Raw genomic sequence first — 12,381 nt, forward strand, 5'->3', positions numbered from 1 at the left:
ATAAAAAATCGGAACGGTTTACGGGTATAAATCCTAAAAACTTATAAAATGAGTAATCAGCCTCAAAAAAATTGAGACTGATCACTAAAAAATATTTATTCTTCTAATCTAATATCTAAACCAAGACCTTTTAATTCATGCATTAATACATTGAATGATTCAGGTAATCCTGGTTCCGGCATAGATTCTCCCTTAACGATTGCTTCGTAAGTTTTAGCTCTACCAATAACATCATCAGATTTAACCGTTAAGATTTCTCTTAATGTACTAGATGCACCATAAGCTTCTAAAGCCCAAACCTCCATCTCTCCAAAACGTTGACCTCCAAATTGTGCTTTACCTCCTAAAGGTTGTTGCGTAATTAAAGAGTACGGTCCGATAGAACGAGCATGCATCTTATCATCAACCATATGTCCAAGTTTAAGCATGTAAATCACACCTACAGTTGCTGGTTGATGGAAGCGTTCTCCAGTTCCTCCATCATATAAATATGTATGTCCGAATCTTGGGATTCCAGCTTCATCAGTAAACTCATTAATTTGGTCTAAAGTAGCACCGTCAAAAATAGGAGTAGCAAATTTTCTATCTAATTTTTGACCAGCCCAACCAAGAACAGTTTCATAAATTTGACCAATGTTCATACGAGAAGGTACTCCAAGTGGATTCAATACGATATCTACTGGTGTTCCATCTTCTAAGAAAGGCATATCTTCATGACGAACGATTCTAGCAACAATACCCTTGTTACCGTGACGTCCTGCCATTTTATCCCCTACTTTAAGCTTACGTTTTTTAGCAATATAAACTTTTGCAAGTTTTAATATTCCTGCTGGAAGTTCATCTCCTACAGTAATTGTAAACTTCTCTCTTCTTAACCAACCTTGTAGGTCGTTTAATTTAATTTTATAATTATGAATTAAGTCGTTTACTAACTTGTTTGTAGAATCATCAGTTGCCCATTGCCCTTTTGTAAGGTGAGCAAAATCTTCAACAGAGTTAAGCATTTTTTGAGTGTATTTTTTACCTTTTGGTAATACTTCTTCACCCAAATCATTCATAACTCCTTGAGAAGTTTTACCATTTACAATTGTAAATAATTTTTCTACAAGAACGTCTTTTAATTCATTATATTTAACTTGAAAGTCTACTTCTAGATTTTCAATGTCTTCTTTGTCTTTAGAACGCTTACGCTTATCTTTTACTGCTTTAGCAAATAATTTTTTATCTAAAACAACACCATGTAATGATGGAGAAGCTTTTAATGAAGCGTCTTTTACATCTCCAGCTTTATCACCGAAGATTGCACGTAATAATTTTTCTTCTGGAGTTGGATCAGACTCCCCTTTTGGAGTAATCTTACCAATTAGAATGTCACCAGGCTTAACCTCTGCTCCAATTCTAATCATTCCATTTTCATCTAAATCTTTAGTTGCTTCTTCAGAAACGTTAGGAATATCATTAGTTAATTCTTCATTACCTAATTTAGTATCTCTAACTTCTAATGAATAATCATCAATATGAATAGATGTAAAAATATCATCACGAACTACTTTTTCAGAAATTACGATTGCATCCTCAAAGTTATACCCTTTCCAAGGCATAAAGGCAACTTTTAAGTTTCTACCTAAAGCTAATTCTCCTTTTTGAGTTGCGTATCCTTCACAAAGTACTTGTCCTTTTGAAACTCTATCACCTTTTCTTACGATAGGTTTTAAGTTAATACTTGTACTTTGATTTGTTTTTCTAAATTTAATTAACTGATATGTTTTGTCATCAGCATCAAAACTTACTAAACGCTCAGCATCTGTTCTATCGTACTTGATAGTTATTTGATTTGCATCAACGTAAGTTACAACACCATCACCTTCAGCATTAATTAACACTCTTGAATCTGAAGCAACTTGTCTCTCTAATCCAGTTCCTACAATTGGAGCTTCTGGACGTAATAAAGGAACAGCTTGACGCATCATGTTAGATCCCATCAATGCACGGTTGGCATCATCATGCTCCAAGAATGGAATTAAAGATGCAGAAATAGATGCAATTTGATTTGGAGCAACATCAGTATAATGAACCTGAGTAGGGTCAACAACTGGGAAATCACCTTCTTGTCTAGCAATTACTTTATCAGCTAAAATTTTACCTTTAGCGTCAATATCAATATTTGCTTGAGAAATCATTTTACCTTCTTCTTCTTCAGCACTTAAGTAAACTGGTGTACTATGAATATCAATAACCCCATTTTCTACTTTACGATAAGGAGTTTCAATGAATCCCATTGCGTTTACTTTCGCATAAACACCTAAAGATGAAATCAAACCAATGTTTGGTCCCTCTGGAGTTTCAATAGGACATAAACGACCATAGTGAGTGTAGTGAACATCTCGAACCTCGAAACCAGCTCTTTCTCTAGATAAACCTCCAGGTCCAAGTGCAGATAAACGACGTTTGTGAGTAATCTCAGCTAATGGATTTGTTTGATCCATAAATTGAGACAACTGATTAGTTCCAAAGAAAGAATTAATTACAGAAGACAAAGTCTTAGCATTAATTAAATCGATAGGAGTAAACACTTCATTATCTCTTACGTTCATTCTCTCACGAATAGTTCTAGCCATACGAGCTAAACCAACACCAAATTGTGAAGAAAGTTGTTCACCAACTGTTCTTACACGACGGTTTGATAAGTGATCAATATCATCAATCTCAGCTTTCGAATTGATTAATTCAATTAAATACTTAACTATTGTAATAATATCTTCTTTAGTTAAGACTTGCTTATCCATAGCAATATCTAAACCAAGTTTTTTATTCATTCTATAACGACCTACTTCACCTAAGTTATAACGTTGGTCAGAGAAGAATAATTTATCTATAATACCACGTGCAGTTTCCTCATCAGGCGGTTCTGCGTTACGTAGTTGTCTGTAAATATGTTCAACAGCTTCTTTTTCAGAATTTGTTGGATCTTTTTGAAGAGTATTATGGATAATAGTATAATCTGCAGCATTAAGATCTTCTTTGTGTAAAAGAATTGTTTTAACGTCTGCAGATAAAATTTCCTCAACATTATCTTTATCTAAAACCGTATCACGATCTAAGATAATTTCATTTCTTTCAATAGAAACTACTTCTCCTGTATCTTCATCAACGAAATCTTCATGCCATGTATTTAAAACACGAGCAGCAAGTCTTCGTCCAATATATTTTTTTAAACCTGTTTTAGAAACTTTAACTTCTTCAGCAAGATCAAATATTTCAAGAATATCTTTATCTCTTTCGAAGCCAATAGCTCTAAATAAAGTAGTAACAGGCAATTTTTTCTTTCTATCAATATAAGCGTACATAACGCTATTGATATCTGTAGCAAATTCTATCCAAGAACCTTTAAAAGGAATAACTCTTGCAGAATAAAGCTTAGTTCCATTTGCATGGAAAGATTGTCCAAAGAATACACCTGGAGATCTATGTAATTGAGATACAACTACACGCTCAGCACCATTAATTACAAAAGTACCACTTGGCGCCATATAAGGTATTGTTCCTAAATACACATCTTGAACAATTGTTTCAAAATCTTCGTGTTCTGGATCAGTACAATATAATTTAAGCCTAGCTTTTAACGGCACACTATAAGTTAACCCTCTGTCTATACACTCTTGTATTGAATAACGCGGTGGATCAACAAAGTAATCAAGGAATTCCAATACAAAGTTATTTCTTGTATCTGTAATTGGGAAATTTTCCATGAAGGTATTATAGAGACCTTCGTTGCCTCTTTCATCAGATTTGGTTTCTAGTTGGAAAAAATCTTGAAAAGATTTCACCTGAATATCTAGAAAATCCGGATAATCTGGAATGTTTTTTGTTGAAGCAAAATTTAATCTTTCAGTCTGATTAGCAATCATCTATGGACAAATTTTTATTAAGAAAATAAATTGAAACGTATATTAACATAAATATACGCAAAATGGTTTAGGCCTTTGAGAGTTATTCTCAAGGCCTAAACCTGGTTTTTTAAACTAAGTCTAGCTTATTTAAGCTCAACAACAGCTCCTGCTTCTTCTAAAGATTTTTTAAGACCTTCAGCCTCATCTTTAGAAACTCCTTCTTTTACATTAGTTGGAGCAGAATCAACGATATCTTTAGCCTCTTTAAGACCTAAACCTGTTAATTCTTTAACAGCTTTAACTACTGCTAATTTAGAAGCACCAGCTTCTTTTAATACTACTGTGAATTCAGTTTGCTCGTCAGCACCACCATCAGCACCACCAGCAGAAACTACTACAGCTGCTGCAGCTGGTTCGATACCATACTCATCTTTTAATATTGTTGCTAATTCGTTAACTTCTTTAACTGTTAAGTTAACTAATTGCTCTGCGAATTGTTTTAAATCTGCCATTTTTTCTATCTTTAATGATTTTGTAAAATATAATTTTTATTAAGTGCGTTCTGTTTATTATTCTGCAATTTCTTCTTTACCCATTTGGTTTTGAAGAGCAGCGATAACTCTTTGTGCTGGTGACTGAAGTAATCCAATGATTTCTCCAATAACTTCAGTTCTAGATTTAATAGCAGCTAATTTATCTAACGATTCGTCACCTAAGTAAACGTCTTCAGTTATATAAGCTCCTTTTAAAAGTGGTTTTAAACCTTTTTTACGAAATTCTTTAATAATTTTTGCTGGCCCATTAGCTGTTTCAGCAATCATCATTGAAGTATTCCCTTTTAAAACACTTGCTAAATCTCCGAAGTCAATATCAGAAGCTTCCATAGCTTTAGCCAATAATGTGTTTTTTACAACTTCTAGTTTTATATTAGCTTTAAAACAAGCTCTTCTTAAATTTGAAGTAGTAGCTGCATCTAAACCAGATGTATCCGCTAAATAAATAACATTAACACCAGCTAACTTTGCAGTTAAATTTTCAATCGCGATTGATTTTTCTTCTCTAGTCATACTAAAAATTTTTAACTACCAATTATACTGCCTTAGGATCTAAAGCAATAGCTGGGCTCATAGTACTTGTAATATATATTGATTTAATATATGTACCTTTTGCTGCAGTTGGTTTTAATTTGATTAATGTTTGAATTATTTCGTGTGCATTATCATAGATTTTGTTAGCGTCGAAAGAAATTCTTCCAATACCAGCATGCACGATACCTGTTTTATCAACTTTAAAGTCAATTTTACCAGACTTAACTTCTTCAACAGCTTTAGCTACATCCATAGTTACAGTACCAGTTTTAGGGTTTGGCATTAAACCTCTAGGACCTAATATACGTCCTAATGGACCTAATTTACCCATAACCGCAGGCATAGTGATAATTACATCAACATCTGTCCAACCGTCTTTAATTTTTTGAAGATAATCATCTAAACCTACGTAGTCTGCACCAGCAGCTTTAGCTTCAGCTTCTTTATCTGGAGTAACTAATGCTAATACTCTAACATCTTTTCCAGTACCATGAGGAAGTGTAACAACACCTCTAACCATTTGGTTTGCTTTTCGTGGATCTACTCCTAAACGAACAGCAATATCTACAGACTCATCAAATTTTGCAGAAGCAACTTCTTTAAGTAATGCAGAAGCATCTTTTAAAGAATATAATTTGTTCTTTTCAATTTTTAATGAAGCCTCTTTCTGTTTTTTTGTCAATTTTGCCATGTCTAATTCTTTTAACTATTAAAAGGAGCGTCTCCTGTTACTGTTATACCCATAGATCTAGCTGTTCCAGCTAACATACTCATTGCTGACTCCATAGTAAATGCATTTAAATCAGGCATTTTGTCCTCTGCAATAGTTCTAATTTGATCCCAAGTAACGCTTGCTACTTTTTTACGGTTAGGTTCTCCAGAACCAGACTTTACTTTAGCTGCTTCTAAAATTTGAATCGCTGCTGGTGGTGTTTTTACAACAAAATCAAATGATTTGTCTTTGTACACAGTAATTTGCACTGGTAACACTTTGCCGGGTTTATCTTGGGTTCTAGCATTAAACTGCTTACAGAACTCCATGATGTTAACTCCAGCAGCACCCAAAGCAGGTCCAACCGGTGGCGATGGATTCGCTGCACCTCCCTTAACTTGTAGTTTTACTACTTTACTAACTTCTTTTGCCATTTTTTAAATTTTAGCACACTTTCATTGGAAGCGAAAATGTGGTTTATGTATGTAACAAATATTATACTTTTTCAACTTGCATAAAACTCAATTCTAATGGTGTTTTTCTTCCGAAAATCTTAACCATAACTTCAAGTTTACGCTTTTCTTCATTAACTTTTTCAATAGTACCATTGAATCCGTTAAATGGTCCGTCAACTACTTTTACTGTTTCGCCAATAGAAAAAGGAATAGCAACGTTGTCAATCTTAACTGACAATTCATCAACCTTACCTAACATTCTATTTACTTCAGATTGCCTTAATGGAACAGGCTCACCACCTTTGGTCTCACCAAGAAAACCAATTACACTTGTAACTGATTTGATGATATGAGGAACTTCTCCCGTAAGATTAGCTTCAATCATAATATAACCAGGAAAATAAACTTTTTCCTTAGCTATTTTTTTACCATCCTTAATCTGAAAAACTTTCTCAGTAGGAACAAGAACTTGAGATATATAATCTTCCATTCCTAACCTTACTATTTCAGTCTCAATATAAGCTTTTACTTTATTTTCTTGCCCACTTACAGCTCTAACTACATACCACTTTTTAACACTGTTCTCAGCCATAAATAAATTATTTTATCAAATTAAAAAACCCATCAAGAGCCTTTACAAATAACTCATCAACACCGAATGTTAAAAGAGCAAATAATATCGAAAATATAGCTACAACAATAGTTAAACGCTGTACTTCAGCCCACTCAGGCCAAGTAACATTTGTTTTCAACTCGTGAAAAGCTTCTGATATATAATTAACCAATTTTGTCATTATCTTTATAATTTGCACGGGCGGAGGGATTCGAACCCCCATCAACGGTTTTGGAGACCGCTATTCTACCCTTGAACTACGCCCGTTTATTTAAGCCAGTTGATGAATTCACATCAACTGGCTTTAAAAAATATTTATAAACTAATTAATTAGTCTAAAATTTCTGTAACCTGACCAGCACCTACAGTTCTACCACCCTCACGGACAGCGAAACGTAAACCTACTGATAACGCAATAGGACTTAATAAAGTAACTTCAATAGTTAAGTTATCTCCTGGCATTACCATTTCAACACCTGCTGGTAACATAATAGTACCTGTAACATCTGTTGTACGTACGTAAAACTGAGGACGGTAGTTATTATGAAATGGAGTATGACGTCCACCTTCTTCTTTTTTCAAGATATAAACCTCTGCTTTGAAATGTGCGTGTGGTTTTACAGATCCTGGCTTAACAATAACCATTCCTCTTTTAATATCTTCTTTAGCAATACCTCTTAACAAGATACCTGCATTATCTCCAGCCTCACCTCTATCTAAGATTTGACGGAACATTTCAATACCAGTAATAGTAGATACCAATTTATCAGCACCCATACCAATGATTTCAACTGCATCACCAGTATTAGCAATACCAGTTTCGATACGTCCTGTTGCTACAGTTCCACGACCAGTAATTGTAAATACATCTTCAACAGGCATTAAGAAAGGTTTATCAATATCACGTGGAGGTAATTCAATCCAAGTATCAACTGCATCCATTAATTCCATGATAGAAGCAACCCATTTTGCATCACCATTTAATCCACCTAAAGCTGAACCTTGAATAACAGGACCATTATCACCATCATATTGATAGAATGATAATAAATCTCTAATTTCCATTTCAACCAATTCTAATAATTCCTCATCATCAACCATATCCACTTTATTCATGAATACAACCATTCTTGGAATACCAACCTGGCGTCCTAAAAGGATATGCTCACGTGTTTGTGGCATTGGACCATCTGTAGCAGCAACTACTAAGATAGCACCATCCATTTGAGCAGCACCAGTAACCATGTTCTTTACGTAATCCGCGTGACCTGGACAGTCAACGTGAGCGTAATGACGATTAGCTGTTGAATACTCAACGTGTGAAGTATTAATAGTAATACCTCTTTCTTTTTCTTCTGGAGCATTATCAATTTGATCAAATGATTTTGCTTCAGATAAACCTGCATCCGATAATACTTTCGTTATTGCAGCAGTTAAAGTAGTTTTTCCGTGATCTACGTGTCCAATTGTACCAATGTTTAAATGTGGTTTGGAACGATCAAAATTTCCTTTTGCCATGATTTAATAGTTTTAATCTTAGTGTTATAAAATATATTAGTGTTCAAATTTAATAAACAACCTTTGAGCCAATGACGAGAATTGAACTCGTGACCTCTTCCTTACCAAGGAAACACTCTACCCCTGAGCTACACCGGCTAAAATTCCTCAGGCATTCAACATTTCTGTTGATTCTTCCAAACAAAAGCATTTAAAAAACACAATTGTTGAAAATATGTGGGGAGAGCAGGATTCGAACCTGCGAAGATGTAATCAGCGGATTTACAGTCCGCCCTCGTTGGCCGCTTGAGTATCTCCCCAACTTGTTAATTTTCAATACCTTAAGAACTTGAGCCGATAGAGGGACTCGAACCCACGACCTGCTGATTACAAATCAGCTGCTCTAGCCAGCTGAGCTACATCGGCGCATTTAATATAAAAAGTCCGCTATTTCTAACGGACTGCAAATGTATATAATTTATTTTTTATTCAAAACTTTTTTGTGTTTTTTTTTACATTAAGGATGCATTCTAATTTTTTCTTTTCTTTTTAGCAACATTCTTTCTGCAGAACTTGTCGCAGAATCTATTGCTTCTTCAAATGATTTACCTGTCTTTTTGACAACAATTTCATCCCCAGGAACATGAATTTTAACCTCTGCTGTTTTATTCTCTTTATCACTAGTGTTTTCTAATTTTAAATAAACATCGGATGAAACCACCTTATCGTAATATTTCTCAAGCTTATCTAATTTCTCTTGAACAAAATCAACAAGTTTTTTGTCGATATTGAAATTTACTGCGTGAACATTTACCTTCATACTTTATTGGTTTAGTTAGGTTAAACATTTGAATTATTTTTTACTCCTAGGATGCGCTTCTTTATATGTTTTTTTAAGCTCAGACAAACTACTGTGCGTATATATTTGTGTTGACGACAAACTTGAGTGACCTAATAATTCTTTTACTGAATTTAAATCGGCTCCATTATTCAACAAATGAGTTGCGAATGAATGCCTTAGAACATGCGGACTCTTTTTTACTTTTTGAGACACAGTACTAAAGTAATCATTTATTAATCTATAAACAAACGATTCACTTATTTTATTTCCTTTTTTAGACAAAATTAACAAGTCGTTTTCGTCTTTTAAAAACAGCTCATTTTTTTCATCTAAATATCTTTTAATCAACCCTACAGTACATTCTAAAAGCGGGATAATTCTTTCTTTATTTCTTTTCCCTAAAACTTTAATTGTTTTATTCGAAAAATCAACATTCCCAGTTTTTAAACCTATTAACTCTGCCCTTCTAATACCCGTAGCATAAAAGAGCTCAATAACCAATTGATTTCGGACCCCTTCAAAATTAGAATCAAAATTATTTAAATTAAAAACATCATTCAATTCTTTTTCTGAAAAAGGGATTTGAACTTTTTTTGCAGTTTTTAAAGACTTGTGTTTTAGAAGTGGGTTTTGGCTTATTTCTTTTATTTTTAATAAAAATTTATAGAACGACTTTAACGACGATATTTTTCTATTAACAGACGCATTAGAATTATTATTCTCTACCAAAAAAACAATCCAGCTTCTTATGAGTGAATAATTGACAACCTCCAACTGAACTTCATCGTGATTATTTGTCAAATATTGCTTAAACGAATTGATATCGCCTAAATAAGCCTTACTTGTAAGAATCGAGTAGTTCTTTTCTTTTAATAAATAATCTTGATATGCTTTTAAATTTGATTCCATAAAAAAACCGCTAGTTACAAAGTTACACTTTATATACTAACGGTTAATATTATTTAGCAATCAATAATTACTAGCTTTCTAAAGCGTCATTCATTCGTTGAATATAATAAGCTTTTTGAATTTTCGCTCTGTTTACAACAGATGGCTTGTTGAATTGTTGACGTGCACGTAACTGACGAACAGTTCCTGTTTTATCAAATTTTCGTTTATAGCGTTTTAGCGCTTTGTCGATATTTTCTCCGTCTTTAATTGGTATAATTAACATAATCTTGACACCTCCTCTCGTTAAGGATGCAAATTTATACAATAATTATGAATTACCAATTTAAAATTGTGAATTATTTCACAACTTCTTCTTCAGGCTTAAACAAAACACCAACAATTAGCGTGTTATTTCACTGCTGGTTTATAATCTTGTTTATCGATAATCATTTTTGATAAAATTTCTTTTAAAATCTCAGAAGTTCCACCACCAATTGGCCCTAAACGACTGTCTCTAGACAAACGTGCCAATGGATATTCTTCCATATAACCATAACCTCCTAAAAATTGCAAACAACTATAAATAGTTTCATCCGCCACTTTTGTTGATTTCAATTTAGCCATAGTAGCTTCTTTCACAACATATTCCCCTTTATCTAAACGAGCTACAGCAGCGTAGTTGAATACTTTACAATGTTCGACATCTGTAGCGTGTTCAACCATTTTATGTCTTAATGCTTGAAATTTATTAATTGTTTTACCAAACGCTTCACGTTGCGACATATAATCAATAGTGTATTCAATTGCATATTCTGCCCTAGCATGCGCATTTATAGCCATGATTAAGCGTTCTAAAGCAAAATGTTGCATAATGTACGGGAAACCTTTTCCTTCTTCACCCATTAGGTTCGCTAAAGGAATTTCAACACCATCAAAAGCAATCTCAGCAGTATCTGAAGCTCTCCAACCTAACTTATCAAGTTTAGTAGCAGAAACACCCTTAAGATTACTGTCTACTAAAAATATACTAATTCCTTTATTACCTTGTTCTGGATTTGTCTTAGCAGCTACAATATAATAATCTGCATAAACACCATTAGTTATAAATGTTTTAGAACCGTTAATAATATACTTATCTCCTTTTTTTTCTGCAGTTGTTCGCATACCTGCCACATCACTACCTCCAAAAGGCTCTGTGATACACAAAGCTCCTATTTTATCACCAGAAATACTTGGCGCCAAATAATCTTGTTTAATTCTTTCATCTCCTTCAGCATTTAAATGAGTCATTGCTAAATAAGAATGCGCCCACATAGCCGCAGCAAAACCAGCAGATTTCACCTTTTGAAGCTCTTCTAAAAAGATTACCGTGTAAAACAAATCTAAATTCATTCCACCGTAAGCTTCAGGATAGTTGATTCCAAAGAAACCCATTTCACCAAATTTCTTCCAAATAAAACGTTCTATCGTTCCTGTTTTTTCCCATTTTTCAATGTGAGGAACAACTTCTTTTTGTAAAAAATCACGGAAACTTTCTCTGAACATTTCATGTTCTTCTGTGAAATATATATTCATGTGTAGATTGTTTTGTATTATATTTTTAGAATTCCAAATATAAGGCTATTATTTTTATTTTTTCGTTAGGCATTCCTTTAATTTTTGTTAAATCATCAATGCTTTTAAAATCGCCATTCATACTTCTATACGTGACAATTTCTTTAGCTAATGCATATCTAAAATAAGGGAATTTTGCCAACTCCTTCGTTGGTAAATTATTAATATTTATTTTTATAATTTGGGCATTTGATTTCACAAAGAACCTCTTTTTTATGTCATTTAATGCTTCTGGAGAAACACCCCAAACATATTCTAATTGATCAATAGATGCAAAAGCTCCAAATTTTTCTTTCTCTTGAAGGATTATATCAGAAATTTTATCACCAATACCGTAAACCTCCATTATCTCTTCTTTAGAAGCTGTGTTAATGTCTTTTTGAACAATTACTTTCTCCGTTTTATTGTAAAATTTATGAGAAGAATTATTTTGATATTTATTTTTACTGGTTGCCCAATCTGGAAATTTAAAATTAGGTGAAAGTATTTTTAGTAAAGAATCTGAAACCTTAGTTACTTTTTGAAATTCTTGAGCAGAATTGACAAACTTATTTATTTTTCTATATTCATGAAGCCTATCGATTTCTTTTACACTCATTCCCAACAAATAACCTTTATAATCTGAAATGAAATTAGGATTAAAAGGAGTGATTTTAAATTTTTCTTGGTTAGAAATATTGTTTAGACTATCAATTTCAGATTGAACTAAAAGCCATTGTTTATTAATTTTATTTTCATTTGAAGAAATATTCAATTTTGAAAAATCAACAAAAAAATACA

Annotated in this window: 13 protein-coding genes and 4 tRNA genes; all 17 read right to left on the minus strand. The window is 33.1% G+C overall.

All coding sequences use genetic code 11. From position 1 onward, the window contains the following. Nucleotides 1–95: 95 nt before the first annotated feature. The 17 genes from rpoB to UXY25_RS06705 all read right to left on the minus strand — a co-directional run bounded on the left by rpoB (nucleotide 96) and on the right by UXY25_RS06705 (nucleotide 12,355). Nucleotides 96–3,908: a DNA-directed RNA polymerase subunit beta gene (rpoB, locus tag UXY25_RS06625; protein WP_320815222.1), complete on the minus strand. Its 3,813-nt coding sequence runs from the start codon at nucleotides 3,906–3,908 to the stop codon at nucleotides 96–98. A 125-nt stretch (nucleotides 3,909–4,033) separates the two neighbouring features. Further along, nucleotides 4,034–4,402, minus strand: coding sequence for a 50S ribosomal protein L7/L12 (gene rplL, locus UXY25_RS06630; RefSeq protein ID WP_320815223.1), 369 nt, complete (start codon nucleotides 4,400–4,402; stop codon nucleotides 4,034–4,036). A gap of 57 nt (nucleotides 4,403–4,459) precedes the next feature. Then, nucleotides 4,460–4,957 carry a 50S ribosomal protein L10 gene (gene rplJ / locus UXY25_RS06635; protein ID WP_320815224.1) on the minus strand — a complete coding sequence of 166 codons (498 nt, stop codon included), beginning with the start codon at nucleotides 4,955–4,957 and terminating at the stop codon, nucleotides 4,460–4,462. A gap of 22 nt (nucleotides 4,958–4,979) precedes the next feature. Next, nucleotides 4,980–5,669, minus strand: a complete 690-nt coding sequence (gene rplA, locus UXY25_RS06640; protein WP_320815225.1) for a 50S ribosomal protein L1 — start codon at nucleotides 5,667–5,669, stop codon at nucleotides 4,980–4,982. Between the two features lie 11 nt (nucleotides 5,670–5,680). After that, nucleotides 5,681–6,124 (minus strand): 50S ribosomal protein L11, encoded by a 444-nt coding sequence (rplK, locus tag UXY25_RS06645; RefSeq protein ID WP_320815226.1) that lies wholly within the window; start codon nucleotides 6,122–6,124, stop codon nucleotides 5,681–5,683. Between the two features lie 61 nt (nucleotides 6,125–6,185). Next, nucleotides 6,186–6,737 carry a transcription termination/antitermination protein NusG gene (gene nusG, locus UXY25_RS06650; protein WP_320815227.1) on the minus strand — a complete coding sequence of 184 codons (552 nt, stop codon included), beginning with the start codon at nucleotides 6,735–6,737 and terminating at the stop codon, nucleotides 6,186–6,188. 7 nt (nucleotides 6,738–6,744) lie between these two features. Beyond that, a complete protein-coding gene (secE, locus tag UXY25_RS06655; RefSeq protein WP_320815228.1) occupies nucleotides 6,745–6,939 on the minus strand; it encodes a preprotein translocase subunit SecE in 195 nt (64 codons plus the stop codon). Between the two features lie 15 nt (nucleotides 6,940–6,954). Then, nucleotides 6,955–7,025, minus strand: a tRNA-Trp gene (locus UXY25_RS06660). A gap of 63 nt (nucleotides 7,026–7,088) precedes the next feature. After that, nucleotides 7,089–8,276 carry an elongation factor Tu gene (gene tuf, locus UXY25_RS06665; protein WP_320815229.1) on the minus strand — a complete coding sequence of 396 codons (1,188 nt, stop codon included), beginning with the start codon at nucleotides 8,274–8,276 and terminating at the stop codon, nucleotides 7,089–7,091. A 66-nt stretch (nucleotides 8,277–8,342) separates the two neighbouring features. After that, nucleotides 8,343–8,414: transfer RNA gene (locus tag UXY25_RS06670), tRNA-Thr, on the minus strand. 79 nt (nucleotides 8,415–8,493) lie between these two features. Then, nucleotides 8,494–8,575, minus strand: a tRNA-Tyr gene (locus UXY25_RS06675). Nucleotides 8,576–8,607: 32 nt separating this feature from the next. Beyond that, a tRNA-Thr gene (locus tag UXY25_RS06680) sits at nucleotides 8,608–8,681 on the minus strand. A 91-nt stretch (nucleotides 8,682–8,772) separates the two neighbouring features. Then, nucleotides 8,773–9,075 (minus strand): ribosome hibernation-promoting factor, HPF/YfiA family, encoded by a 303-nt coding sequence (gene hpf, locus UXY25_RS06685; protein ID WP_320815230.1) that lies wholly within the window; start codon nucleotides 9,073–9,075, stop codon nucleotides 8,773–8,775. Nucleotides 9,076–9,108: 33 nt separating this feature from the next. Beyond that, nucleotides 9,109–10,005, minus strand: a complete 897-nt coding sequence (locus tag UXY25_RS06690) for a tyrosine-type recombinase/integrase (RefSeq protein WP_320815231.1) — start codon at nucleotides 10,003–10,005, stop codon at nucleotides 9,109–9,111. 70 nt (nucleotides 10,006–10,075) lie between these two features. Next, nucleotides 10,076–10,270: a 30S ribosomal protein S21 gene (rpsU, locus tag UXY25_RS06695; RefSeq protein ID WP_320815232.1), complete on the minus strand. Its 195-nt coding sequence runs from the start codon at nucleotides 10,268–10,270 to the stop codon at nucleotides 10,076–10,078. Between the two features lie 125 nt (nucleotides 10,271–10,395). After that, nucleotides 10,396–11,562 (minus strand): acyl-CoA dehydrogenase family protein, encoded by a 1,167-nt coding sequence (locus tag UXY25_RS06700; RefSeq protein ID WP_320815233.1) that lies wholly within the window; start codon nucleotides 11,560–11,562, stop codon nucleotides 10,396–10,398. Nucleotides 11,563–11,587: 25 nt separating this feature from the next. Beyond that, on the minus strand, nucleotides 11,588–12,355 hold the full coding sequence (locus tag UXY25_RS06705) for a helix-hairpin-helix domain-containing protein (RefSeq protein WP_320815234.1): 768 nt from the start codon (nucleotides 12,353–12,355) through the stop codon (nucleotides 11,588–11,590). Nucleotides 12,356–12,381 lie beyond the last annotated feature (26 nt).

The sequence above is a fragment of the Flavobacterium sp. genome, assembly GCF_034111225.1.
Taxonomy (GTDB): Bacteria; Bacteroidota; Bacteroidia; order Flavobacteriales; family Flavobacteriaceae; genus Flavobacterium.

Bases quoted from the DNA above. Each gene is read 5' to 3' on its own strand.
- rplK (WP_320815226.1), bottom strand. From the start codon at position 6,124: ATGGCAAAAGAAGTTAGTAAAGTAGTAAAACTACAAGTTAAGGGAGGT.
- UXY25_RS06690 (WP_320815231.1), bottom strand. From the start codon at position 10,005: ATGGAATCAAATTTAAAAGCATATCAAGATTATTTATTAAAAGAAAAG.
- rpsU (WP_320815232.1), bottom strand. From the start codon at position 10,270: ATGTTAATTATACCAATTAAAGACGGAGAAAATATCGACAAAGCGCTA.
- rplJ (WP_320815224.1), bottom strand. From the start codon at position 4,957: ATGACTAGAGAAGAAAAATCAATCGCGATTGAAAATTTAACTGCAAAG.
- rplA (WP_320815225.1), bottom strand. From the start codon at position 5,669: ATGGCAAAATTGACAAAAAAACAGAAAGAGGCTTCATTAAAAATTGAA.
- tuf (WP_320815229.1), bottom strand. From the start codon at position 8,276: ATGGCAAAAGGAAATTTTGATCGTTCCAAACCACATTTAAACATTGGT.
- secE (WP_320815228.1), bottom strand. From the start codon at position 6,939: ATGACAAAATTGGTTAATTATATATCAGAAGCTTTTCACGAGTTGAAA.
- UXY25_RS06700 (WP_320815233.1), bottom strand. From the start codon at position 11,562: ATGAATATATATTTCACAGAAGAACATGAAATGTTCAGAGAAAGTTTC.
- rpoB (WP_320815222.1), bottom strand. From the start codon at position 3,908: ATGATTGCTAATCAGACTGAAAGATTAAATTTTGCTTCAACAAAAAAC.
- hpf (WP_320815230.1), bottom strand. From the start codon at position 9,075: ATGAAGGTAAATGTTCACGCAGTAAATTTCAATATCGACAAAAAACTT.
- nusG (WP_320815227.1), bottom strand. From the start codon at position 6,737: ATGGCTGAGAACAGTGTTAAAAAGTGGTATGTAGTTAGAGCTGTAAGT.
- rplL (WP_320815223.1), bottom strand. From the start codon at position 4,402: ATGGCAGATTTAAAACAATTCGCAGAGCAATTAGTTAACTTAACAGTT.